The 22,980-nt window shown below is 58.2% G+C and carries 24 protein-coding genes; 17 read left to right on the top strand and 7 right to left on the bottom strand.

All coding sequences use genetic code 11. From position 1 onward, the window contains the following. Nucleotides 1–14 precede the first annotated feature (14 nt). On the bottom strand, nt 15–1,028 hold the full coding sequence (locus BSF79_RS12945; RefSeq protein ID WP_175545326.1) for a TRAP transporter substrate-binding protein: 1,014 nt from the start codon (nt 1,026–1,028) through the stop codon (nt 15–17). 217 nt (nt 1,029–1,245) lie between these two features. Between BSF79_RS12945 and BSF79_RS12940 the strand changes: the two genes are divergently transcribed. Next, entirely contained in the window at nt 1,246–2,010 is a 765-nt protein-coding gene (locus BSF79_RS12940; protein WP_090270244.1) for an IclR family transcriptional regulator, read from the top strand. Between the two features lie 90 nt (nt 2,011–2,100). On the opposite strand, the gene BSF79_RS12935 is transcribed toward BSF79_RS12940, so the two are convergent. From BSF79_RS12935 to BSF79_RS12920, 4 genes are all read right to left on the bottom strand, one after another. Continuing rightward, nucleotides 2,101–3,102, bottom strand: a complete 1,002-nt coding sequence (locus BSF79_RS12935; RefSeq protein WP_090270243.1) for an MBL fold metallo-hydrolase — start codon at nt 3,100–3,102, stop codon at nt 2,101–2,103. Between the two features lie 33 nt (nt 3,103–3,135). Further along, nucleotides 3,136–4,449 carry a TRAP transporter large permease gene (locus tag BSF79_RS12930; protein WP_090270242.1) on the bottom strand — a complete coding sequence of 438 codons (1,314 nt, stop codon included), beginning with the start codon at nt 4,447–4,449 and terminating at the stop codon, nt 3,136–3,138. Next, nucleotides 4,446–4,928: a TRAP transporter small permease subunit gene (locus BSF79_RS12925; RefSeq protein ID WP_217650072.1), complete on the bottom strand. Its 483-nt coding sequence runs from the start codon at nt 4,926–4,928 to the stop codon at nt 4,446–4,448. Before BSF79_RS12925 ends, BSF79_RS12930 begins: the two co-directional genes overlap by 4 nt. Nucleotides 4,929–5,086: 158 nt before the next feature. Beyond that, a complete protein-coding gene (locus tag BSF79_RS12920; protein ID WP_090270240.1) occupies nt 5,087–6,163 on the bottom strand; it encodes a type 2 periplasmic-binding domain-containing protein in 1,077 nt (358 codons plus the stop codon). A 138-nt stretch (nt 6,164–6,301) separates the two neighbouring features. Between BSF79_RS12920 and BSF79_RS12915 the strand changes: the two genes are divergently transcribed. After that, entirely contained in the window at nt 6,302–7,300 is a 999-nt protein-coding gene (locus BSF79_RS12915; protein WP_090270239.1) for a fumarylacetoacetate hydrolase family protein, read from the top strand. A gap of 14 nt (nt 7,301–7,314) precedes the next feature. Here BSF79_RS12915 and BSF79_RS19505 read toward each other — a convergent pair whose 3' ends face one another. Both BSF79_RS19505 and BSF79_RS12905 read right to left on the bottom strand, forming a co-directional pair. Then, the gene (locus BSF79_RS19505; RefSeq protein ID WP_175545325.1) at nt 7,315–8,001 is read right to left on the bottom strand and encodes a GntR family transcriptional regulator; all 687 of its coding nucleotides are present in this window, start codon (nt 7,999–8,001) and stop codon (nt 7,315–7,317) included. A gap of 22 nt (nt 8,002–8,023) precedes the next feature. Next, complete coding sequence (locus BSF79_RS12905) at nt 8,024–8,578, bottom strand: NADPH-dependent FMN reductase (protein ID WP_090270238.1); 555 nt, start codon at nt 8,576–8,578, stop codon at nt 8,024–8,026. A 127-nt stretch (nt 8,579–8,705) separates the two neighbouring features. On the opposite strand from BSF79_RS12905, the gene BSF79_RS12900 reads away from it, so the two are divergent. From BSF79_RS12900 to BSF79_RS12830, 15 genes are all read left to right on the top strand, one after another. Then, a complete protein-coding gene (locus BSF79_RS12900) occupies nt 8,706–9,563 on the top strand; it encodes a fumarylacetoacetate hydrolase family protein (protein WP_090270237.1) in 858 nt (285 codons plus the stop codon). A 48-nt stretch (nt 9,564–9,611) separates the two neighbouring features. After that, nucleotides 9,612–10,214 carry a VOC family protein gene (locus tag BSF79_RS12895; RefSeq protein ID WP_090270236.1) on the top strand — a complete coding sequence of 201 codons (603 nt, stop codon included), beginning with the start codon at nt 9,612–9,614 and terminating at the stop codon, nt 10,212–10,214. Nucleotides 10,215–10,621: 407 nt separating this feature from the next. Further along, nucleotides 10,622–12,529 (top strand): ATP-dependent zinc metalloprotease FtsH, encoded by a 1,908-nt coding sequence (ftsH, locus tag BSF79_RS12890; RefSeq protein WP_090270235.1) that lies wholly within the window; start codon nt 10,622–10,624, stop codon nt 12,527–12,529. After that, nucleotides 12,526–14,010, top strand: coding sequence for a F0F1 ATP synthase subunit beta (gene atpD / locus BSF79_RS12885; RefSeq protein WP_281248642.1), 1,485 nt, complete (start codon nt 12,526–12,528; stop codon nt 14,008–14,010). Before ftsH ends, atpD begins: the two co-directional genes overlap by 4 nt. An 8-nt stretch (nt 14,011–14,018) precedes the next feature. After that, nucleotides 14,019–14,456, top strand: coding sequence for a F0F1 ATP synthase subunit epsilon (locus BSF79_RS12880; RefSeq protein WP_217650071.1), 438 nt, complete (start codon nt 14,019–14,021; stop codon nt 14,454–14,456). Then, nucleotides 14,453–14,734, top strand: coding sequence for an AtpZ/AtpI family protein (locus tag BSF79_RS12875; RefSeq protein WP_090270232.1), 282 nt, complete (start codon nt 14,453–14,455; stop codon nt 14,732–14,734). Before BSF79_RS12880 ends, BSF79_RS12875 begins: the two co-directional genes overlap by 4 nt. Next, nucleotides 14,731–15,033, top strand: coding sequence for an N-ATPase subunit AtpR (locus BSF79_RS12870; protein ID WP_139246439.1), 303 nt, complete (start codon nt 14,731–14,733; stop codon nt 15,031–15,033). The genes BSF79_RS12875 and BSF79_RS12870 overlap by 4 nt, the downstream gene beginning before the upstream one ends. Further along, nucleotides 15,030–15,743 (top strand): F0F1 ATP synthase subunit A, encoded by a 714-nt coding sequence (locus BSF79_RS12865; protein WP_090270230.1) that lies wholly within the window; start codon nt 15,030–15,032, stop codon nt 15,741–15,743. Before BSF79_RS12870 ends, BSF79_RS12865 begins: the two co-directional genes overlap by 4 nt. Before the next feature lie 9 nt (nt 15,744–15,752). Continuing rightward, a complete protein-coding gene (locus BSF79_RS12860; protein ID WP_090270306.1) occupies nt 15,753–15,998 on the top strand; it encodes a F0F1 ATP synthase subunit C in 246 nt (81 codons plus the stop codon). A 15-nt stretch (nt 15,999–16,013) separates the two neighbouring features. Then, nucleotides 16,014–16,757 (top strand): F0F1 ATP synthase subunit B family protein, encoded by a 744-nt coding sequence (locus BSF79_RS12855; protein WP_090270229.1) that lies wholly within the window; start codon nt 16,014–16,016, stop codon nt 16,755–16,757. 28 nt (nt 16,758–16,785) lie between these two features. Beyond that, the gene (locus BSF79_RS12850; RefSeq protein ID WP_245776402.1) at nt 16,786–18,282 is read left to right on the top strand and encodes a F0F1 ATP synthase subunit alpha; all 1,497 of its coding nucleotides are present in this window, start codon (nt 16,786–16,788) and stop codon (nt 18,280–18,282) included. Beyond that, the gene (locus BSF79_RS12845; RefSeq protein WP_090270227.1) at nt 18,282–19,139 is read left to right on the top strand and encodes a F0F1 ATP synthase subunit gamma; all 858 of its coding nucleotides are present in this window, start codon (nt 18,282–18,284) and stop codon (nt 19,137–19,139) included. Before BSF79_RS12850 ends, BSF79_RS12845 begins: the two co-directional genes overlap by 1 nt. Before the next feature lie 405 nt (nt 19,140–19,544). Continuing rightward, nucleotides 19,545–20,900, top strand: a complete 1,356-nt coding sequence (locus BSF79_RS12840) for a phytoene desaturase family protein (RefSeq protein ID WP_217650069.1) — start codon at nt 19,545–19,547, stop codon at nt 20,898–20,900. Nucleotides 20,901–20,960: 60 nt separating this feature from the next. Beyond that, nucleotides 20,961–22,115, top strand: a complete 1,155-nt coding sequence (locus BSF79_RS12835; RefSeq protein ID WP_090270225.1) for an acyl-CoA dehydrogenase family protein — start codon at nt 20,961–20,963, stop codon at nt 22,113–22,115. Nucleotides 22,116–22,203: 88 nt separating this feature from the next. Continuing rightward, nucleotides 22,204–22,962, top strand: coding sequence for an NAD(P)H-dependent oxidoreductase (locus tag BSF79_RS12830; RefSeq protein ID WP_090270224.1), 759 nt, complete (start codon nt 22,204–22,206; stop codon nt 22,960–22,962). Nucleotides 22,963–22,980 lie beyond the last annotated feature (18 nt).

Here is a 22,980-nt window from a genome sequence, read left to right as displayed (position 1 = left end):
ACATGCGAGAAGGGTCAGTTCAGCTCGGTTTCGCACTCTGTGACATAGCCCTTCACCGCCGCGTAGGTCGCGGTGCCGGGCAGGCCCTGCTCGTCAAGATATGAGATATAGCTGTCTGTGGCTTTCTGGGCGGCCTCGTCCCAATGGGCGCGTTCCGCATCTTCCAGCCGGATTACCGTGGATTCGGTCTCCAGACGCGCGAGCGTTTCCGCCCCCGCGTCGTCATAGCCTTTGCCCGCGGTGACGGCCCATTTCATGCCGCTGTTGGCGTCGACTGCCGCTTTCGCCTCGGGCGACAGGGCCTCGTATTTTGCCTTGTTCATGGTGGAGACAAAGGCCAGAGCGTAGAAGCCAAAAATCGTGTGATATCCGGTCAATTCGTCAAGACGGAAGCTGTCGACGCTTTCCCACGGCAGCATATATCCGTCGATGGCCCCACGCTGCAGAGCCTCGTAGGTATTCGGGGCGGGCATGCCGACGGGCTCAGCGCCGAGGTTTTTCAAGAGCTCGCCCACCACCTGCGTCGGGCGACGCAGCTTCAGGCCTTTCATATCTTCGAGTGTGTAGACCGGTTTTTTCGACGTGTGCAGATGCCCCGGATCGTGCGTGTGCACGAAGAGAACGTGGGTGTCTTCAAATTCCTTATCAAGCGAACCGGAATCGTAGAGCTTCTGGAAGGCACAGGAGCCGACCTCGCCGGTTTTGAACAGGCCCGGCAGTTCCATCACCTGGCTGAGCGGAAAACGCCCGGCGGTATAGCCCGGCACGGCCCATGCAATGTCTGCAATTCCTGTGACGGCGTTGTCATACCCCGCGACGGCCTTGCCCAGCGTCTGCGCCGGGTAGACCTGAACATCGACGGCGCCACCGGCCTGTTTCTCGACCTCTGCGGCCCAATCTTCGAAAATAACCTTGTTCTGCCAGCTGTTTGCGGACATGAAATGCGCATAGCGCAGTGTTTCTGTAGCATGGGCCGAGGCGGCAACCCCAAGCGCCAGGGCGCTGGTGAGAACGATTGATTTCAGCATGGCTAGCCATTTCTCCGTGTTGGATTCGCTGTGTTTAGAAGACCTGCGTCCCTTGTGGGCTTTGTCAGGTTTGTGCGATAATATACCAATTGGTTCGCTGTCGCGCGAAACTGTCAACATCCGAGCGCAGCTGCGGAGGAATCGCTGAAGGGCAACGCGTTACCCGCGCATTATTTGTGCTATTTTTTTTGGGAACGAACGACAAGGGTGAGAAAACGTGCAGACTGAGATTCCGACCAAAGACATCTCTTTGACCTTCATGAAAGGCATGACGGTTCTTCGAGCCTTCGACGAGAATCACAGTCGACTGACGCTGGCCGAAATCTCGCGGTTGACCGATATCGAGCGCGCCGTGGTGCGCCGTCTCGTGCTGACGCTCGTCTATCTCGGATATGTCCGCAAAGAGGAAAACCGGTATTCGCTGACGCCGCATGTTCTGGTGCTTGGAAGTGGCTTTCTGCGCGGCAATCAATTTGGTCGTCTGGTTCAACCACTGATTGAAATGTGCGCGCGCGAGCTTGGCTATAGCGTTGGTTTGGCGATGCGCGATGGCATTGATGCGGTTTATGTCGCGCAGTCATCGCAGCAAAACGCGCGCTACACTTTTGGCTTCACCGTCGGTAGTCGCTTGCCGCTGTTGAGCACATCCATCGGGCGGATGTTACTTGCCTGGGGGGATGGGGACTGGGCGAAGGGCATGCTTGAGACCGCGCCGATCGAGCAGTTCACGGTGGATACCATCATGGACCGCGCGCGCATCGCGCAGGAGGTGGGCCGGGCGCGCGAGACGGGGGTTTCCATCGTTCATGGTGAGTTCGAAGCCGGGGCAATCGGTATTTCCGTTCCCGTCGGGCTGCTTGGGGTTGCGGAAGCTGCGCTTGGTCTTTCAGAGCCACACACCGAAATTCCGCCGGAGACGCATCAAAAACTGGTGGAGATCCTTCACCGCTATGCCGGGCAAATTTCGGCTGTGCTGAAATAAGGATTTCAACAGGCGGTCAGATGTGAAGCGGGCAGGGCAGCACGGTGCCTGCCATGACTTGAACAGACGTCTGACCGCGCGGTGTGGGGGTTAGTGCACGCGGCCGCAGGGGCAGGGGGCGCCATGTACGGTGCCCCAGCCGTGTTTAACGCGGAAATCCTTCATGAGTTCGAAATATGGGATTGGCGCGCGTTCGGGGGTCGGGGCATCTGGGAAGGTATCATACAGCGTCTGAACCGTGACAATCAGGCGTTCGGGCGCATCCCAATCGGCGTAGTCGCCCAGATCAATGTCATAGGCCGCCGCGAGAAAATCCATGCCCGCATCATATCGCGTGCGGGTTTCGGCCGATACATAGACCAGATAGTCGCGCATCGTTGCCACGTCCTGTTTGTCAGCAATCGGGCCGTGGCCGGGGACCACGACATCGACGTCCAGCTCCAATATCCGCTCGCAGGCGCGAATCCAGTTCGACACGGGCCCCGCCCAAGCGATAGGCGTGCCTTCGTTGAACAGAATATCACCCGTATAAACGACCTTGTCTTCAGGCAGATAGACCAAGGTGTCGCCTGCGGTATGGGCCGGTCCAACCTCGATCAATTGTACGGTTTTGTCGCCAACCATTACGGTGGTTTCGCCGGTGAATACCTCGGTCGGTGGGGTCAGGACGATATTGGCGAAATCGAAGGGGCAAAAACACTCTGCCACAAATTCGCCTGCGCGGCCAAAGGGGCCGGGATTAAGGACCATGTCGTGGAATACCGTTGGCGGCACGTGGTCGAACTCGTTTGCGGTCCCTTGCGAGGCGATGATGCGGGCGTCTTTGACAAGTTGGTTGCCGTAGGTGTGATCGCCATTGGCATGGGTGTTGACCAAGATCCCGATCGAGGCGGCCTGTGGTACGGATTGGCGCATGCCGTCCAGCATGTCACCGGTCAGTTTGAGGTCAAACAACGTGTCGACCAGCATCGAAGCCTCACCATCGGTGATCAGACCGGCGTTGCTCCATCCCCAACCGCCGTTAGGTTGCAGCCAAGCCCAGCACCCGTTGCCGATATCGTGCAAACCCTTGGTGTATTGCCACTCTGCCATTTTGAAACCTCCCGTTTTCAGCGTCAGTTTGGGTCAGACCAGTGCTGTTGCCAACCATGGAAATAGAAATACCAGTAGCAGCACCATGATCATGATTGCCGCAAAGGGGGCCGCGCCCCGAAAGATCTGTCCCAAGGTGACCGTGCTATCTGGCCCCAGCGTCGCCTTGATCACAAACACAGCTATGCCGAATGGTGGGGTCAGCAAGCCGATCTCGACGGCCAGAATACTGAGCACGCCCAGCCAGATCAGATCAACACCAGCGCCGGTTAACACCGGCAGGACGATGGGCAAGGTCAGCAGCATGATTGACGCGGAATCGAGGATGGTGCCCAGGACAACCATGGCCAACAAGAGCAACAAAACCGTGCCATTTGGCCCTATTCCGGCTTCGGCGACGGCTGTGCCAAGCCATGCGGGCATGCCGGACATCGCCAACATCCGCGAATAAAGACTTGCTCCGATGATCAAAATGCAGATTGACGCGGTAATATGCCCGGTTTGCACCAAGACCTGCCAAAAATCACCCCACGACAGGCGGCGCTTGACCAAGGCGATGATCAGGGCCCCCATGGCTCCGGCGGCGCCGGCCTCGGTTGGGGTGAAGACCCCGCCGTAGATCCCGCCCAGAACCAGCGCGACCAAGAGGACGATGGGCGTGATTTTCGAAACCACCTCGATCAGTGTCAAGGTGGGCGGGGTATCGGTGGCGTCTGCCAAGCGGCCGATAAACCCTGGCGTGAAACGCGCCATGAACAGGATACCGACGCAATAAGACGCAGCGAGCAACAAGCCGGGAATAACCCCCGCGATAAACAGCGCGCCGACCGATTGTTCGGTCAGTACGCCGTAAATGATGAACAGCAGGCTTGGCGGGATCAGCATCCCGAGGACCGAGGACCCCGCCACCACGCCGACCGCGAATTTCGGAGTGTAGCCATGTTTGACCATTTCGGGCACGGCAACCTTGGTAAACACGGCGGCGGAAGCGATGGAAATACCGGTGATGGCAGCGAAAATCGCGTTGGCCGCAACCGTCGCAATACCAAGCCCGCCCGCGATTTTGCGAAACACCTGGGCCGCCACTTGAAATGTATCACGGCCAATGCCCGCAACGCTGACCAGCAGGCCCATCAAGACAAAGAGCGGGACCACGCCAAAGAGGTAATCCGAGATTGAATCCTCGAATGCCAGCACCAGCATATTTCCGGCAATGTCGAAGTTGTCGCGTAGCAGCCCGACGCCGATGAACGACAGCAGGGTGAGCGCGATTGCGACATGCATGCCGGAATAGACCAACACGAGCATCAGCAGGATCGACCCGAAGGCGATTTCAATACCGGTCATTTCTGCGCGTGCTTTTTGAACAGGGTGGAGATTTCGGCAAGGGCCACGGCCGTGAATTGCAGCGCAGTCACGAATACCCCAAGGAAAATGATGGCAAATAACGGCCATTGCGGAAGAACAAAAAAGCCCGGATTGCCCATAAAGTGGCGCTCTGGATGCTCCCATGCTTTGATCACGATCGGCAGTATTTTGCTGGCGACAATCGCCATCAGACCGGCACCAATCAGGTTGAAGGCGGCCAGCAAGACCGCGCGCGCCTTTGGGGCCCGATATGCGAGCGCCGCAAGCAGCACATCAGAGCGGGTGAGCGCGCCGGTGCGCAGCGTGTGCGCCAATTGCAGAAAGACGATGCCGACGATCGAGAAGGACACCAATTCGGGCACGCCGGCAATGGGGGCGTCGAACGCAGAGCGCGCCAAAATGTCGGAGTTGATCAGAAACATCAAACCAATGATCCAGACGGTGCCGAGCGCATTCATCCCGCCCACAAGTCGGCCAAATAGTGAAAATACGCCTGTGGATGGCAAGGCGCCGGGGGCTGACGCGTTATCGGTCATCGAAAATCCTCCGGTTGGGGTAATAAAACCGTGTAAAAAGGGGGCCTGCCCGACATGTGCCGGGCAGGAATAAGGGCGCTCTACTCGGCGAGGTAATCGCGCTCGTAGGTAAAGCCGTTTTTCGCGAGATGATCACGATATGCTGTCACAAACGTCGTGGCGGCTTCGCCGCGTGCTTCGGCCGCAGCTTTCCATTCGGCCGTCGGATTTGGCATCTGTGCGATCCACGCCGCGCGATCCGAGGGGACCATTTCAACGACGGTCCCGCCATTTTCCGCGAGCGCTTTTTCGGCGCCGGTATACCGGACGGCCTGTTCGGCGAAATATGCCTCGGTATAAGCTGCGGCTGCGGTCAAAAACGCCTGCTTGGTCTCGTCTGAGAATGTTTCCCACAGCCCGAGCCGTATCCCGAGGCCGCCGACGTACATCGCGCCAAAACGCACGTTGTTCCAATAGGGCGCGACTTCGTAGACTTTTGCCGGAACATGCGCGGTCAGCCACCCGATGTGGCCGTCATAAACGCCGGTTTTGATGTCATTGTAGAAGCTGACATAGCTGCCCTGAACACCGACCGCCCCGGTCGAACGCAGCCAGTTGAGGTTCGGCCCGGCGCCGCCGATTTTCATGCCGTCCAGATCGGCAAGCGTTTCGATCGGCTTGATCGCGGGGATGTTGTAGCCGTCGATCGCAAAGCCTGCTCCGATGTATTTGATCCCGGCGGCGTTTTCCATTTGCGACAGGATGTCGGGATTTTCCCACAGCGCAGTTTCAACGGCTTCGGTGACCAATTTGGGGTCTTCCGGCCCAAATGGCATCGCGTAAGAGACGTTCATCAGCCCCAATTGTGCTGGGTTGAATACGCCACTCATATGGCCGACATCCATGATGCCCTGCTGAAACGATTCCACCTCGGAGCCAACTTTGACCAGCGTACCGGCATAGGCTTGGGTCCATTCGATGGACAGCTCTCCCGTTTTGGCCAGTTCTTCGGTGAGCACCGGAATAAAGGTTTCGCGCACGTGCTTTTCCCAAAGGAAAATCTCGGGGTGCCCTGCGGCGAAGGTCAGCTTTAGCGTGTCTTCGGCAAGCGTGCTGGTCGGCGTGATACCGAATGCGATCACAGCTGCGGCACAGGCCGATTTTGTTAGGTGTTTCATTAGTCCCTCCCTTGCGTCCGTGGTTTCGGTTTTCGATATTCCGTGCGGCTACGGATGGGGCCGCGACAGAATTTAGGTTGATTGAAAAGCCCTCCCGCGTGATGTTTGGGCATCGAATTGAGCGCTGGAGAGGCCCAAATGAAGCTTGTTACGTATATCGATGACTCGGGCCGCGCGCGCGCAGGGGCGCTGATCGCGCAGGGGCAAAGCATCGTGGATCTCGCCGGGCTGGATACCACCGTGAACGGCGCGGCGGACGGGGCGTTTTCCAGCGTCCTGACGATGATCGAAGGAGGCCAGCCCGTGTTGGACAGGGCCTATCGTTTGCTTGAAACCACCCATGACGATTACCTTGTGGCGCGTGATGGGACGGTATTGTTGGCTCCGGTGCAGCCTGTGCCGCAAATGCGCGACTGCCTTTGTTTTGAAAAACATCTGGTGCAGGCGTTTGCTGCTGCCCGACAGGTGCGCGCCAGCACTGCAGATGACCCTGCCGCCGCACTGGCAGAGATGGAGCGCACCGGTGAACTGCGGGTTCCGGCGACGTTTTATGAACAGCCAATTTATTACAAAGCCAATCGGTTTGCTGTGACAGGAACCGATCATGATGTGACGTGGCCGCGCTATTCGCAGTTGATGGATTTCGAACTGGAATTCGGAGTTTACATCAATTCGACCTGTGTGGATGTGCCCAAAGCGCGGGCGCGCGACGTGATCTATGGCTATACGATCCTCAATGATTTCTCGGCCCGCGATGCACAGACCGCTGAGATGGGGGGGCAGCTTGGCCCCGCCAAGGGCAAGGATTTTGATCGCGCGAACCCAATGGGGCCGTGCCTTGTTACGGCTGATGAAATGCCCGATCCCTATGACCTGACGATGATCGCGCGGGTCAATGGCGAGGAATGGGGAAGGGGCAATTCGGGCACGATGCATTGGTCGTTTGAAGACGTGATCGCGCATATTTCGCGGTCCGAAACGCTTTATCCGGGCGAATTCCTGGGTTCGGGGACCGTTGGGAATGGCTGCGGCCTGGAGCACATGCGTTTCTTGAAACATGGCGATACGGTTGAGCTTGAGGTCGAAGGCATCGGCGTTTTGCGCAACCGCGTGCTTGCGCCGCATTTGGTTGGCTGATGCGATCCGAACCATCAGGAAATCTCTCGGTTCAAAGCGTCTGAAATGCGGATCAGATCAGAAGATGTGCGGCGGAAATGCGCAGCGGCAAGTGTGCAGGCGCGCGCAACGTCCCGCTTCAGGACCGCATCCATCAACTCAGTATGTTCTTTTCCGGTATCGCGGTCCCGGGCGGGGTTGCCCGACAAAGAAACACTCCAGTGTCGGTACCGCTCGCTGCGGGCATAGAGCACTTCGCGCAATTCCAACAGGCAGTCGTTGTTGCAACTGGCAACAAGCGCCGCGTGAAACTGAGTGTGCGCTTGGGACCACTTGGGGTTAAGTTGAGGCGAAGGCGACGCGATGCTTTCGGGCGCAAGGTTGAGCTTGTAGTGAGCGGAGACGATGGCGCTTTCCCATTCAATGTCGCCGTGTTCCATCGCGAGTGTCAGGCATTGGGTTTCGATCAGAACGCGGGCGTCGGTCAGATCGTTCAGCTCTTTGCGAGAGATCGGCGCGACAGAAAAGCCACGTTGCGGCAGTGCAATGACCATGCCTTCGGCAACCAGACGCGAAAGCGCCTCTCGCGCGGCGCCGGGGCTGACATCATATTTATCCGTGATCTGCCCAATTTTGATCTTTTGCGACGGCATCAACTGACAGCCGAGGATTTCGCCCCGAACCGCTTGAAAAACTGTGTCTGATTGCGTCGACGCTGTCATGGTCACCCCATTTGATACGCGTTTATTGATCACATAGCCGTTGGGCGAATTCGGCGAAACGGTCAACATAGGCTTGTATAAAGGCGCGGGTGCTTTCGTTTTCGATATGGCCATCGTCGGCAATCAGATCGGGCTGGGAGAAGCTGATATAGGCTTCGCCTGCCATTACATTGGCGCCGATCACCGACAGAATTTGCCGCAGATGCTGCTGCCCCACGGCGGTGCCGATCGCGCCTGGGGATGCGCCGGTCATAGCGACGACCTTGCCGCGCCACGAATTCGCGGCCATCGGGCGCGAGCCGATATCGATCGCGTTCTTCAGAACCGCAGGAAGCGAGCGATTGAATTCAGGCATCACGAAAAAGGCGGCAGGATTGCGGTCAAGCGTGGCTTTGAGGCGCAGCACTTGCTCAGGCGGTGATTTCTCCAGATCCGCGTCGCAAAATGGCAGGTCGTCGATCTTCACACGCTCAAAAACCAACTCTTTTGGGGCCAGACGCTCTATCGCTTTGGCCAGCCGTTCGTTCAATGATCCGGCGCGACTGCTGCCGACAAGCATGGAGACACCAATTGTCATTGTGCTGTTCCTCTACGGTTTTTCGCAGCTTGAATAAAAAAGTCATTTTTGTCAAAAATATTTTTTATTGACATCATATTGGGTCCGCCGCTTTCTATTGGGAAGGATTTGGCGAGAGGAGATTCGTATGAAACTGGCGGTGATTTCGCGACACGGAAACGTCGGATTGGCGGCGATAGATGCTGACGGGAATGCCCGTGCGCTCTTCGAAGGTGATGCGGGGTATTGCGGTGATGTTGACGAAATCATTGCGCGCGGCGCGAGCGCAGTTGAGGCTGCAAAGAGCGCATTGGTCGACGCGCCGCTGGTGCCATCGGGTGATTTCACCTATTTGCCAGTGGTTCAAAATCCGGGAAAAATCATTTGCGTCGGCCTGAATTATTCTGACCACGCAGCCGAAGGTGGGATGGAAGTTCCTGAATTTCCTACGATTTTTGCTCGTTTCGCCAGCGGCCTTGTCGGGCACGGGGCGGATTTATTGATCCCGCCGGAGTCGGATAAGTTCGACTATGAGGGCGAATTGGCCGTCGTGATAGGGACGGGAGGGCGCCGCATTTCAAAAGAGCGCGCGCTGGATCATGTCGCAGGGTATTCGATCTTTAACGATGCTTCGGTTCGTGACTTTCAATTGCGCACGCCGCAATGGACGTTGGGCAAGAATTTCGACCATACGGGGGCGTTTGGTCCGTGCCTGGTAACCCCTGATGACCTGCCCGCCGGGGCCACTGGTCTCAAGATCGAAACACGGTTGAATGGCGAGGTTGTCCAAAGTTCAAACACCGGGAAGTTGATCTTTGATGTGGCGACGCTGATCCATGATTTGAGCATTGCGATGACCCTAAGCGCCGGGGATGTGATCATCACCGGCACACCGGCGGGGGTTGGTGCGGTGCGAACGCCGCCATTGTGGATGAAGCCCGGCGATTTGTGCGAGGTCGAGATCGAAGGGCTGGGTGTTTTGGCGAACCCGGTCCGAGCGGAATAAGCCGATCATCATTTATTGCGCGCCATACGACTTTGGGAGGAGAAGAGAATGGACCCGAATGCAGGGAAGAAGAACCCGGTTTTACATCACATCAATCTGAAAACGCCACGCCTTCAGCAGATGCTGGGGTGGTATGACATCGTAACGGGCATACGGCCGCTTCATCAATTTGAGGGCGGGGCGTGGGCCTCAAATGATGCGGCAAACCACCGTGTTGCGCTCATCACTTCGCCTGAGGTTATTGACGACCCGGACAAAATGATCCGGGCCGGAATGCATCACGTCGCCTTTGAGTACGATACGCTTGACGATCTTCTGATCAACTTCGAGCGGCTTTGGGGCCTAGGGATCAAGCCGCATCTGACGCTCGATCACGGTATGACAACGTCGTTCTATTACGTGGATCCGGATGGCAATAGCGTCGAATTGCAGGCCGATAATTTTGACGATTGGAACAAGTCGAGCGACTTCGTTCGCAACTCTGCCGAGTTCAAGGCCAACCCAATTGGTATGCCTGTTGATCCGGCCAAAATGCTGGCGGATCGCCGTGCAGGCATTGATCCTGCTGGGGTTCGCAAAAAGGCCTATGCGGGCGAATACCCGCCGTCAGAGCCAATGGACCCGCGCCTGCCGTTCCCGATTGAAGGTTAGTGGTCTCTTCCCGCAGGCTAGGGGCGTGGAGGTCCGGTGGAGGCTTGGCGATGGGCCGCGCCTTTGCGACCGGGCGCGATTAAAGGTGCCCCGTGCGGGCGAAATCCTGTGTGGGACGTATGGCGTTTTGATCGCCTGATCCCGAGCGAGGTTTAGCCGGCACGAAGAGGGCTGGCGAACCAGCCTCGGTGAAGGCTGGTTTCGTCGATGGCGAAACCCGGCAAGGTGCCTTGGTTGGCGGGGGAGCGCGATGAGGCGACCTCAAAATCGCGAACCAAGTTGAGCGTATGCCACTGACCACTCAATGTTGAGCGTTCGTGCGGATCCTTGATCCAAGACAAGGCGGAGCCGGAGGCGGATAGTCTATCTTGGTTATATTGTGTCTCGGACAAGGTGATGGCAGGCCCATGGAATCCAAGCATAAATTGAATCTGGGATACGTTATCTTCGTGTTTCTAAGCCTTGCGGCTGTCCAGTTCTGGGTTGCTTATCAGACCGTTGCGACACTGGAATACAGTGAGTTTCTTGCCTATCTGAAACAAAACCAGATCGCCGAAGTGACGGTGACGGAAACCCGGATCGAGGGCACGTTCGTAATGCCGATCGATGGGCGGGACTATTTTGTCACGCAAAGGGTAGAGCCATCCTTCGCGGCGGAGCTTGAGGCATCTGGTGTTAAATTTTCAGGCGGGTCAGATCAGACATGGATGTCGACGCTTCTGTCTTGGATTCTTCCGGTTTTGTTTTTCTTTGGGCTCTGGGCCATCTTTTTCCGAAAGATAGCGGATCGGCAGGGGATGGGTGGCTTGGTGAACATCGGCAAGTCAAAGGCCAAGGTTTATGTGGAACGCGACACCGGTGTCACCTTCGACGATGTCGCCGGGGTGGACGAGGCCAAGGCGGAATTGCAGGAAATCATTTCGTTTCTTGCTGACAAGAACAAATACGGGCGCTTGGGCGCGCGCATACCCAAGGGGGTGCTGCTGGTGGGGCCGCCGGGCACCGGAAAGACCTTGCTTGCGCGCGCTGTCGCGGGCGAGGCGGGGGTGCCGTTCTTCTCGATCTCGGGGTCCGAATTTGTCGAGATGTTTGTGGGGGTCGGGGCCGCGCGGGTACGCGATCTTTTTGATCAGGCCCGCAAGGCTGCCCCCTGTATCATCTTCATTGATGAACTTGATGCGCTTGGGCGGTCGCGTTCGGGCTTGTCGGGCATGGGCGGCGGGGATGAGAAGGAACAGACGCTGAATCAGCTTTTGTCCGAACTTGACGGTTTTGATCCGAGTGTTGGTATTGTGCTGTTGGCGGCGACCAACCGGCCCGAGATTTTGGATGCCGCGCTTCTGCGGTCGGGTCGCTTTGACCGGCAGGTCGTGGTTGATCGGCCCGAACGCAAGGGGCGAGTGGACATCCTCAAAGTGCATACCCGCAAGGTCAAGCTGGCGCGGGATGTAGAGCTGGACAAGATCGCAGGGATCACGACGGGTTTCACCGGGGCCGATCTGGCCAATCTGGTGAATGAGGCCGCGATCATCGCGACGCGGCGCGGTGCCGACAGCGTGTCGGAGGCGGACATGACTGCGGCGGTCGAGCGGATCGTAGCGGGTGCGGAACGCAAGACCCGGCTGCTGAACCCGGCCGAACGCGAACGCGTCGCCTTTCACGAACTGGGCCATGCGCTTGCTGCGGCGTCGCTGGTCAGCACCGATCCGGTGCATAAGGTTTCGATCATTCCGCGCTCCATCGGTGCGTTGGGCTATACCATGCAACGCCCGACCGAGGATCGGTTCCTGATCACGTTCAGCGATCTGAAGGATCGCATGGTGGTTCTTCTGGCGGGCCGCGCATCAGAGGATATCATGTTCGGCGAGATATCGACCGGTGCGTCAGACGATCTGGCCAAGGTTACCGATATCGCCCGTGAATGCGTAACCCGCTTCGGCATGAGCGCCGATCTGGGGCAAGCCGTTCTGGAACGAAAAGAATTGCAATGGCTGGGCGGTCGGCAGTTTGACAGCAGTAGCAAGGATTATTCCGAAGCGACCGCGCGCGAGGTTGATCTGGCCGTGCGCAAGCTGATCGACGAGGCTTATGAGCGAGCGAAAAGCATCCTTAGCGACCGCCGCGTGGATCTGGAAAAGGGCGCCGCACTTCTGTTGGAGAGGGAGACGATCACCCCGGATGATTTCGCGCCGTTGCGGCGGATGGTGCGGAATGGGAGCAAAGGCGATGACGTGGTTGCACCGCACGAAGAAAGCTCCTCCTCCACCTTGCGAGGCGCTGTTCGTGCTGCAACCGAAACGAAAGCGGCGCAATGATGGGATCCAAGGGCATACTTGCCCGCGCGCCCAACGCCGCTGCGGCCCACGGTCGGGTCGTTGCAGTGCGAGGGCCGGTCCTTGATATCGTGTTTGACGGGGCTCTGCCGGGCCTGCGCGAGGCTGTTCTGGTCTGGGCGGGCGATGTCCGTATCTTGACCGAAGTTCAGGCTCATTTGGATGAAACGACCATTCGCGCTATCGCGATGCACCCAACGCAGGGCCTGTGGCGCGGTGCGCCAGCCCAGGCGACTGGAAAGCCGATCATGGCACCGGTCGGCGACAGGGTTCTCGGCCGGTTGGTGAACATGATGGGCGAACCTGCCGATAATGGCGCGGCATTTCCGCCAGATACGCCCACCCGTCCGATCCACCGTCCCGCGCTGCCGATGTCCCGTCAGAGCGGTACGACCGAGATATTCGCGACAGGGATCAAGGTCATCGACCTCCTTGCTCCGCTGGCACAGGGAGGCAAGGCGGCGATGTTTGGCGGCGCGGGCGTCGGCAAAACCGTTCTCGTGATGGAGTTGATCCATGCAATGGTGGCTGGCTACGACGGCATCTCGGTCTTTGCGGGTGTCGGCGAGCGCTGTCGCGAAGGTCATGAGATGCTCAATGAGATGAAAGCATCAGGGGTAATTGATCAGACCGTATTGGTTTATGGCCAGATGAATGAGCCGCCGGGGGCGCGCTGGCGGGTTCCGCTGACTGCGATGACCGTTGCCGAGTATTTTCGTGATGAGCAGGCGCGCAACGTGCTTTTGCTCATGGACAACGTTTTTCGGTTCGTTCAGGCGGGGGCAGAAGTTTCCGGGCTTCTTGGACGTAAACCATCGCGGATGGGGTACCAGCCGACGCTGGAAACCGAGGTGGCCGAGTTGCAGGAACGGATTGCGTCGATTGGCAACGCATCGGTCACCGCGATCGAGGCGGTGTACGTTCCGGCGGATGATTTTACCGATCCGGCGGTCGGTGCAATCAGCAGCCACGTTGACAGCATGGTGGTGCTGTCTCGGCAGCTTGCGGCTGAGGGTATTTATCCTGCCATCGACCCGATCGCGACGACGTCGGTGCTGCTTGATCCGTTTATCGTGGGGCAGGAGCATGCAGATGTTGCTGGTCGGGTGCGCGAAGTGATCGAACACTATATCGAATTGAAAGACGTCATCGCCCTTCTGGGGGTCGAGGAATTGGGCACAGACGAACGGCTGTCGGTGGGACGTGCGCGGCGGTTGCAGCGATTCCTGACACAGCCGTTCTTTGTGGCCTCGGCGTTTTCGGGGCTGGAGGGCCGCTCGGTGCCGATTGCCGACACCATCGCGGGCTGCCGTGCGATCCTTGACGGTGAATGCGACGCTTGGGACGAAAGCGCGCTCTATATGGTCGGAAATCTGGATGAAGCGCGCCAGAAACAGGCGGAGATGTCGCAGGTTTCTACGCCCGCCCCCCAGCGGCAGACCGAAAAGGCGGTTGCCCCATGACATCCGCAATGAGGCTAATCATCTCCACGCCGCTTGATGTCATCGTTGATGCCGATGATGTACGCTCGTTGCGCGCTGAAGATGAAAGCGGCGGTTTCGGTGTCCTGCCGGGGCATGTTCCGCTGTTGACTGTGCTGCGTGCGTGTGTGGTTCGCTGGCGCCGGGAGAGCGAAGGCTGGGCGTTCTGCGCCTTGCGTGGCGGCGTTCTGACGGTCGAGAATGGGGCGACTATTCGCATCGCATGCCGACAGGGCATACTCGGGGCGGACTTGTCGACGCTCGAAGGCGGCGTTCACGAGCATCTTGCGCAGGAATCCGAGAAGGCGCGCGCCGCCCGCGTCGAGCACGCGCGCATGCATGTTCGCGCAATAAGGCAGATCATGCTGCATATTTCAGACGGTGGCGATTTGGCTTCGGATGTTAGATTGGACGAGGTTTTCCAATGACCGGGAAACACAAGGACGAGATGCTGAGCGATGCCGCGCGCGATGCCGCCCGTCGGGCGGAACAGCTTGCTGATGACCCAGAGCCGTCGCTTGGCCGCCGATTCGGACAGATCGGCGTGTTGGGCTGGATGATCGTCGTGCCGGTGTTGATTGGCGTCTTTGTGGGCGGCTGGATGGATCGGGGGCTTGGAACCGGCGTCACATTTTCGGCGGCGCTGACTATGGTGGGCGCGGCACTGGGTTTGTGGCTCGCGTTAAGATGGATGCACGAGCAATGATTGACGCCCTCGGGCAGTTCCAGGCACTCTTTCCCGGCGCATGGGTGGTGCTTGCGTTGGCGGCTTTGCCTGTCGGGTATCTGGCGGGTGTAGTGCATTTCCGCACGCTTGACGTGGTCGCGCACCGCCTTGTTTCTGGAGATATGACGGCAGTTTTCTTGCAGGTCGCGCGGCTGGCGGTGCTTGGTGGTCTGCTCTGGGTGTTTGCGATGTTCGGTGCCTCGGCTTTGATTGCAGGGGCTGGCGGCGTGTTGCTGGCACGCGGTCGCGTTCTTGCGCGGTGTAGGAACGCAAAATGACCGATACACCGCTCAGCTTGGATATTGCCTTCACCATCGGGCCCGTGCCGGTGGCAACACTGGTGGTGGTGACCTGGGCCATCATGGGGGTCCTCGTTCTGACCGTTGCGGTTCTGGCGCGCGGGCTCAAGCTGGATGCGGGCCCGGCACAAACGGTGTTGGAGCTGTTGGTGGCCACACTCGACGCTCAGATCGAGGCGACGCTTCAACGCGATCCTGCGCCGTATCGCGTACTTGTAGGCACGCTGTTCTTTTTTATCCTTGCGGCCAACTGGGTGTCGCTGGTTCCGGGCGTCGATCCGCCAACCGCGCATCTTGAAACCGATGCGGCTCTTGCTGCCATCGTGTTTGTTGCCACGATCTTCTATGGCATCAAGTCAAACGGCGTGATCGGATATCTCAAGACATTTGCCGAGCCGACCTGGGTCATGGTCCCACTCAATCTGGTGGAGCAGATCACGCGTACGTTTTCGCTGATGGTGCGTCTGTTCGGAAACGTGATGAGCGGCGCATTTGTTGTGGGGATTGTGCTGTCGCTCGCGGGCCTTCTGGTGCCGATCCCGCTTATGGCGCTGGATCTGCTGACCGGGGCGGTGCAGGCTTATATTTTTGCAGTTCTTTCAACCGTTTTCATCGCCGCAGCGATAGGAGACGAGGCGCGATCCGAAGCGCCCTCTGCCGGTACGATACACATCACGAAGGGAAGCTGAGCTATGGACATGGATTATATCAAATTGGCGAGCATCATCTGCGCAGCACTTGCAGTCTCGTTTGGCGCGATTGGGCCCGCCATCGCCGAGGGACGGGCAGTCGCCGCCGCGATGGATGCGATTTCGCGTCAACCCGAAGCTGCCGGAACCATCTCGCGCACGTTGTTCGTCGGCCTCGCGATGATCGAGACGATGGCGATCTATTGTCTGGTCATTGCCCTTTTGCTGCTTTTTGCCAATCCCTACACTGTCTAAAGGACGGCTTTTGCCATGCAATTCGACTGGTGGACCTTTGGGTTTCAGGTGATCAACGTTACGGTTCTGATGTGGCTGCTCAGCCATTTCATGTTTCGGCCTGTCGCCCGCATTATCGCTGAACGTCAGGCTGAGACGAATAGAATTCTCGCGGCAGCAGAGGCGGCGCAGCAGCAGGCCGCCGAAGCTGAGGCCACCGCAATGGCTGGGCAGCGGAAGAACGCGGCAGAGAGGCTTCAGATCATCGATGCCGCCCGCAGCGAGGCCGAAACTCAGAAGAAGAAGATTTTGGATCAAGCTGAGAAAGCCGCCGCTGACATCGCGGCGAAGGCCTACGATGATGCCGCGCGGCGGGCTGAAGAAGACCGCAACGCACAGTTGGACAAGGCGGCTGAGCTTGCGGTTTCGATCACGCAAAAGCTGCTTGGAAATTTGCCACAGGATGCGCGGATATCGGGGTATCCTGAGCGATTGAAAGAGGCGCTGATATCGCTGGACGCGGAGCAGCGTGAGGCGCTTGGCACCGGTCCTGATCCCTTGCGGTTGGTCGCGCCGCGGATCCTGACCAAGGCTGAGATGGCGGCGGCAACCGAAGCAATCCGCGAGGTGGTCGCGACGGATCAGATGCCCGCCTTCACCCTCGACGAAAGTCTGATCGCCGGGCTTGAGTTGAGCGGTCGGCACGGTGTCATCCACAATTCCCTGAAATACGATCTTGGTCGCATAGCCGAGGCATTGGCGAAAAATGGCAAAATCTGAGACCCCGCCCCCTCGCAATGAGCCCGCGATGGAAACGCTCGCAAGGGTCGTCGACGAGGTCAGACTGGGGCCCGAGGCCGAGTCCCTGGGGCGCGTGACGCAAGTTGCGGACGGGCTGGTGCATGTCTCGGGGTTGGGCGCTGTTCGACTGGGTGAATTGTTGGAGTTCGAGGGGGGCCAGAAAGGGTTCGTGCTGAACCTTGAAACAAAAATTCTTCAGGCCGTTTTGCTCGACCCCAGCGACCGGATCGAGGCGGGCGCGATCGTCAGGCGCACTGGGATGTTGGCCAGCGTGCCGGTCGGAGAAGAGTTGCTGGGGCGTGTCGTTGATCCTCTGGGCCGCTCGCTGGACGGCGGCACGCCCATCGTGGCCAAGGAGAGGCGATTGGTCGAACGTCCGGCCCCTGAGATCATCGACCGCGATTTCGTTAGTGAACCGGTAGAAACCGGCCTTTTGGTCATTGATGCGCTTTTTGCCATCGGCCGGGGGCAGCGCGAACTGATCGTCGGAGAGAGGGCCACAGGAAAGACCGCGATCGCAGTCGATACGATCATCAACCAGAAAGACACGGATATGGTCTGCGTCTATGTCGCAATCGGCCAACGGGCCACTGCGGTACGCCGTGTCATCGAGGCCGTGCGTCAAAAGGGGAATATCGACCGCTGTATCTTTGTGGTGGCGTCGGCCACGGCAGAGCCGGGGTTGCGCTGGCTGGCCCCGTTCGCGGGCACAACGATTGCGGAATATTTCCGTGACCAAGGCGGTCACGCTTTGATCGTGTACGATGATCTGTCCAAACATGCGGCGACCCACCGCGAACTGTCGCTCTTGGCCCGCCAGCCGCCCGGGCGCGAAGCATATCCCGGTGATATTTTCTATCTGCATGCCCGCCTTCTGGAACGCGCGGCAAAGCTGTCGCCGGAAAAGGGCGGCGGCTCGCTTACCGCGCTGCCGATTGCCGAGGTCGAGGCCGGGAATCTATCTGCCTATATCCCGACCAACCTGATTTCGATTTCCGATGGCCAGATTGTGCTTTCGACCCAGCTTTTTGCGGGAAACCAGCGCCCTGCCATTGATGTCGGGCTTAGTGTCAGCCGCGTCGGCGGCAAGGCGCAGCTTGGGGCCCTCAAGGCCGTTGCGGGGCGTGTCCGGCTTGATTATGCGCAGTATCTCGAACTGCGTCTGTTTTCACGCTTCGGTGGGTTTGCGGACGCGGGGATCAAGCGGCGGATTGATCATGGCGACCGGATCAGCGCGCTTTTGCAACAGGCGCGATATACCCCGTTGCGCGCCATCGACCAGATCGGGCTTTTGTCTGCTTTGGATGCAGGGCTTCTGGATGCGATTCCGCTGGATGATATCCCTTCCCTCAAGGTTCGGCTGGCCGCTGCCATTAACAGCGAGCCTGTTCTTGCGCCGGTCAAGGATCGTCCCTCTGCTTTGGACGAGGCGCAGAGCGCAGCCCTGCTTGGTTGCGTTCGGCATGTGATTGACAGCAGCGAACCGCCAGCGGGCAACGATTGATGCGTCGCCCCGAAGACATTAAGGCACGCATCGGCAATATCGAACAGATCGAAGGCGTGGTCGTTGCGATGCGCGCGATGGCTGCAGCGCATGCACAAGAGGCGCGCAAGCACCTCACCGCGATCCGCGAACAGGAACGCACCGTAGCGCGCGCCATGATTGATGCGCTGTCACTGCTTCCCGGAGCGGCGCACCCGACCGGCGAAACACAAGACGGCCTGCACCTGAGGATCGTTGTCGGTGCGGCGCAAGGCTTCAGCGGATCCTACAGTGACCGCATCATTTCTGGCGCGCTAGGCGAAATGGAGGGGGCGGAGGGCGCAAATGGCGGGGCCTCTGACGCCTTCCTTCTGGTCGGACAGCGCTGCATTTCCGAATTTGAGGGCCGCGGAATAGCACCTGTCTGGTCGGAAAACATGGCCTCTCATCCCGGCGAGGTGCCCCAGCTGGCCAGCCAGATTGTCGATGCGGTTTTTGCTCTGATTGACCGCAGCGCGTTCGTGCGGGTCAGTATCATCTACGGCGAACCGGACAAGACGGACCAAAGCTTGACGGTTCGGCACCTTATGCCGTTTGACTTCTCGCGGTTTGAAAAAGCCGCGCGGAGCGATGCCCCGCTGATCACACTGTTGCCCTCGGTTCTGGTGACTCACCTTGTTGAGGAATATGTCTTCACCGAAATCTGCGAAGCATTGATGCTGGGGTTCGCGGCCGAAAATGATGCGCGTATGTCGGCAATGTCACGGGCCCGCACCAATGTTCGGCAAATCCGCGAGGACCTGCGCACGCAATTTACACAGGCGCGGCAGGAGCAAACCACGACGGAAATCATTGAACTGTCGAATGACGACACCTGACGGGCGCGATGGGGCGAGGCCTCGGCCCCTTCGACGAGACGGGATTCTCTGGCCTGCGAGGTGCTAAAGTCGGCTATGGGGGCAACGAGACGGCCGCCTTGCAGGATTATGACCCTGCCGCTGGCCGTGGCCGCGCGCTTGATACCGTTGTTTTGATGTCTGGTTGGCACGCTGCGTCAGCGCAGTGTGTCGGGTGCTCAAATGGCCCCTTGCGGCGGGAGAAACTACCTCAAAGGCCTTGCTGACTTCTTTCATACTGCGTTCGATGCGGCCGCCAGTTTCTCCATAAAATCTATGCTCCATTAAAATATCGTACGTTTCCGCCCATCGCCGCGCGCAAAAAGTTTGGAAATGCTTGCTGTTTTTCCAGTCTTCCTATAAATAATCCGTCGGGACGGTTTATATATGAGCCGATGGAGATTCTTCGTCTTGTTAGAAAAGGGAGTGGCCGGAATGGTAACGGGGAATGAGTTTGATGCTATCGTTATCGGGGCTGGGGCGGGCGGGTGTTGTGCCGCGGCGCGACTGGCGCATTTCGGCAAGAAAACTCTGCTGATTGATGATCACGACTATTTGGGCGGTCGTGCCGGCACCGAGGTCATTGATGGTCACAAAGTCAATATCGGAGCAATTGCTTTGGAATTGGGCGGCGTTTTTGAAGAAACATTTGCCTTGGTCGGTGCTCCGTTGGATGTCCGGGAACCGAAGCCGGCAGCAGTATTTTATTTGGACAAGAAGGTCGTTGACGTTAGCAAAGGCGGTTGGGGGTTCTTGCTTGGCGGCTTGACGAAGCAGGCCTCTAAAGTTCTGGATCAGTTCGCCAAGGCCAAAAGTGGGAGTATGCCCGATGGCGGTCAGTCGACCGACGACTGGTTGCGGAGCTATACAAAGAACCAGACCGTTCACGCCATTTTTCGCAATTTATGTGCGTCGATTTTTGCAACGAACGCAGATGAAATTCCGGCGCGGGCCTTTCTAACCTATTTTACCTCCAAAGGTGCCTTCAAGCGCTTTGGTTTTCATCCGGAGGGAACGATGGGGGCATGGGATGCTCTGGGCGCGTCGGTCATTGCTAATGGCGGCGAAATTTGGTTGAGCACTGCGGCGCAATCCATTGAGGTACAGGGCGGTCGTGCCGTGGCTGTGCATGTCATGCGCGATGGCGTGCCTGTAAGAGTGTCGGCGGACGTCATTGTTTCGAACGCTGGACCAAAGGCGACTGTCGCTTTGGCCGGTGAGGACAATTTCACGGCCGATTATGTGCAGCGTGTTCGCGATGTTCTGCGGCCAGCCGCGAACATCGTTTATAACTTTGCTTCGCGCGAGCCGCTGATGAAAGTCCCAGGTATCATGACATTCGGCAAGACCCGTCGATTGTGCAATATCGCAAACCTGACGGCCACGTGCCCAGAGATCGCCCCGGAGGGGTGGCATCAATATGTTGCTTATGCCGTGCCAATTCCAAGTACCGGGGACTTCGATAGTGACGCAGAAGTCGAAGAAGGCATGATGGATCTGCGAGAGCAATTCCCCGGTTTCGATGAAAAGACCAAGATGCTGTCTGTGCGCGTCATGCGGGATGACTGGCCAGCGCAACGTGCCGCGGCTGGTTTCGACATGGAGCAGGAGACCGGCATCGAGGGGCTGTGGTCCGTGGGCGATGGTGTCAAGATTTACGGCAACGGTGGTACGCAAGCATGCGCTGAAACCGCAAAAGTTGTGGTCGATGGTATTCTCGGCGAGGCGCGCCAACCCGCCTGAGCAACCGCAATATTTTAAAGCAATGGCCCTTCTTTCGAGGGGTGAAGGGAGGATGGGTGAATGTTTGAGTTCGGTGAGCCAAATCGCTTGGAAGACGAATTTCGTATGCTGCGCGAACAGGTGCGTCGCTTTGTTGAAACAGAAATTGTTCCCAATGCAGAACCGTGGGAAGCACAGGGTCATATTCCGCGTGATCTGTTTCTAAAGTTGGGCGAATTGGGCCTGCTGGGTATGCGCCATCCAGAACAATACGGTGGCGGCGGCCTTGGTCCGATGGCGTCGGTCATACTGGGCGAAGAGCTTAGCCGCTCGACCTACGGTGGCGTTGCAACGGCGGTAACCGTTCATAGCGATATGTCGATGAGCCATATTGCGCATCGCGGGACTGAAGAGCAAAAGCGCAGGTTTCTTCCAGATGTATGCAGCGGCAAAAAAGTTGGTTGTGTCTGTATTACCGAACCAGGGGCTGGATCGGATGTTGCTGGACTGACCACCAAGGCTGTGCGCGATGGTGACGATTGGGTCATCAATGGCGGCAAGACGTTTATTACGAATGGCGTTTATGGCGACATCTATATCGTCGCGGCGCGCACTGATCCCGATGCCAAGCCCAGCCGCGGCCTGAGCCTGTTTATTGTCGAAAAGGGCACGCCGGGGTTTGAAGTGATATCCAAGTTCGACAAGCATGGTTGGCGCGCATCAGACACAGCCGAATTAATATTCGAAAACATGCGTGTGCCGCATGACAATTTGCTCGGCGAGGCGGGCAAAGGGTTTCACTATCTGATGAGCACTTTGCAGAATGAGCGCTTGGTCGCTGGGGCGATGGCGGCGGGTCAAATGAGTAAGGCGATTGAACTGACTGCGGACTATTTGCGGACGCGCAAAGCCTTTGGCAAACCGCTTTGGGACCAACCCGTGGTGCGGAACAAGCTGGCATGGTGGGCATCCAAGGCCGCGATGATACGGTCCTATGTCTATACTTGCGCGCAGATGATGGAAGACGGACAGGACACTGTGCGTGAGGTGTCGATGCTCAAAGCCTATGGGTGTGAAGGCTTGCAAGAGGTTCTGCACGGCTGCCTGCAACTGCACGGTGGGATCGGCTATATTACCGGCACTCCGATTGAGCGGATGGTGCGCGATGCGCGTATCTTAACAATCGGAGGCGGAGCGACTGAGCTGATGCTTGAAGAGGTCGCAAAACGCTTGTGAGGCGGCAGGCGGAGTTTCGTTTGGCGGCGCAGTTCTGGTGCCCGCCTGGACGAGCCGAAATACCTGACACCGAACCCACGCTTAGGAGGTGAGAGTGAAAGTTTTAATCGTCTATGCCCACAACGAGCCAAAATCGTTCAGCGCGGCGCTGTTGGAGAGGTCGATCAGATGCTTGACCGAGGCAGGGCATGAAATCCGTGTTTCCGATCTATACGAGATGGGGTTCAACCCTGTTGCCTCCGCTGATGACTTTGAATCGCGCCGTTTTAGTGATGCGCTTCAGTATGATCGCGAACAGAAATTTAGCCATGAGCAGGGCGCATTCGCGCAGGATATTCAAACCGAAATCGACAAGCTGCTTTGGTGCGACACGCTGATTTTGCAGTTTCCGTTGTGGTGGTGGTCTGTCCCGGCGATCATGAAGGGCTGGATCGATCGCGTGCTGGTGAACGGTGTCGCCTATGGCAAAGGCAAAAGAATGAACACCGGTGGGCTGAAAGGGCGCCGTGCGATGCTCAGCCTGACCTCGGGTTGCTATCCTGACATGGTCGCGCCTGATGGGTTGCTCGGGGATCTGAAGATCAGCCTTTGGCACCTTCATAGCGGCACCCTTGCCTACACTGGTTTCGAGGTTCTGGAGCCATTCGTCGCGTGGTCCATTCACTACTCCGATCCTGCAAAGCTGGCAGAGTATCTTGACGAGTATGAGGCCAGGCTGGCGACGATCGCGACGGAGGAGCCGATGTTTTTTCATCCCTTGGAGGACTTCGGCCCAGATTGGCGCATGAAGGGCGAAATCAATCCCAATTCGGTGGGGCATCGACGGGATGGGGAGAAAACACATTAATGCGAATTTAAAACTTGG

Origin of the sequence: Thalassovita taeanensis, assembly GCF_900110775.1 — a bacterium.
Taxonomy (GTDB): domain Bacteria; phylum Pseudomonadota; class Alphaproteobacteria; order Rhodobacterales; family Rhodobacteraceae; genus Litorimicrobium; species Litorimicrobium taeanense.
The sequence above is the reverse complement of the archived record's forward strand: the minus strand, read 5'-3'. Positions and strand labels throughout refer to the sequence as shown.

Bases quoted from the DNA above. Each gene is read 5' to 3' on its own strand.
- BSF79_RS12945 (WP_175545326.1), bottom strand. From the start codon at position 1,028: ATGCTGAAATCAATCGTTCTCACCAGCGCCCTGGCGCTTGGGGTTGCC.
- BSF79_RS12935 (WP_090270243.1), bottom strand. From the start codon at position 3,102: ATGGCAGAGTGGCAATACACCAAGGGTTTGCACGATATCGGCAACGGG.
- BSF79_RS12930 (WP_090270242.1), bottom strand. From the start codon at position 4,449: ATGACCGGTATTGAAATCGCCTTCGGGTCGATCCTGCTGATGCTCGTG.
- BSF79_RS12925 (WP_217650072.1), bottom strand. From the start codon at position 4,928: ATGAATGCGCTCGGCACCGTCTGGATCATTGGTTTGATGTTTCTGATC.
- BSF79_RS12920 (WP_090270240.1), bottom strand. From the start codon at position 6,163: ATGAAACACCTAACAAAATCGGCCTGTGCCGCAGCTGTGATCGCATTC.
- BSF79_RS12915 (WP_090270239.1), top strand. From the start codon at position 6,302: ATGAAGCTTGTTACGTATATCGATGACTCGGGCCGCGCGCGCGCAGGG.
- BSF79_RS19505 (WP_175545325.1), bottom strand. From the start codon at position 8,001: ATGACAGCGTCGACGCAATCAGACACAGTTTTTCAAGCGGTTCGGGGC.
- BSF79_RS12905 (WP_090270238.1), bottom strand. From the start codon at position 8,578: ATGACAATTGGTGTCTCCATGCTTGTCGGCAGCAGTCGCGCCGGATCA.
- BSF79_RS12900 (WP_090270237.1), top strand. From the start codon at position 8,706: ATGAAACTGGCGGTGATTTCGCGACACGGAAACGTCGGATTGGCGGCG.
- BSF79_RS12895 (WP_090270236.1), top strand. From the start codon at position 9,612: ATGGACCCGAATGCAGGGAAGAAGAACCCGGTTTTACATCACATCAAT.
- ftsH (WP_090270235.1), top strand. From the start codon at position 10,622: ATGGAATCCAAGCATAAATTGAATCTGGGATACGTTATCTTCGTGTTT.
- atpD (WP_281248642.1), top strand. From the start codon at position 12,526: ATGATGGGATCCAAGGGCATACTTGCCCGCGCGCCCAACGCCGCTGCG.
- BSF79_RS12880 (WP_217650071.1), top strand. From the start codon at position 14,019: ATGAGGCTAATCATCTCCACGCCGCTTGATGTCATCGTTGATGCCGAT.
- BSF79_RS12875 (WP_090270232.1), top strand. From the start codon at position 14,453: ATGACCGGGAAACACAAGGACGAGATGCTGAGCGATGCCGCGCGCGAT.
- BSF79_RS12870 (WP_139246439.1), top strand. From the start codon at position 14,731: ATGATTGACGCCCTCGGGCAGTTCCAGGCACTCTTTCCCGGCGCATGG.
- BSF79_RS12865 (WP_090270230.1), top strand. From the start codon at position 15,030: ATGACCGATACACCGCTCAGCTTGGATATTGCCTTCACCATCGGGCCC.
- BSF79_RS12860 (WP_090270306.1), top strand. From the start codon at position 15,753: ATGGATTATATCAAATTGGCGAGCATCATCTGCGCAGCACTTGCAGTC.
- BSF79_RS12855 (WP_090270229.1), top strand. From the start codon at position 16,014: ATGCAATTCGACTGGTGGACCTTTGGGTTTCAGGTGATCAACGTTACG.
- BSF79_RS12850 (WP_245776402.1), top strand. From the start codon at position 16,786: ATGGAAACGCTCGCAAGGGTCGTCGACGAGGTCAGACTGGGGCCCGAG.
- BSF79_RS12845 (WP_090270227.1), top strand. From the start codon at position 18,282: ATGCGTCGCCCCGAAGACATTAAGGCACGCATCGGCAATATCGAACAG.
- BSF79_RS12840 (WP_217650069.1), top strand. From the start codon at position 19,545: ATGAGCCGATGGAGATTCTTCGTCTTGTTAGAAAAGGGAGTGGCCGGA.
- BSF79_RS12835 (WP_090270225.1), top strand. From the start codon at position 20,961: ATGTTTGAGTTCGGTGAGCCAAATCGCTTGGAAGACGAATTTCGTATG.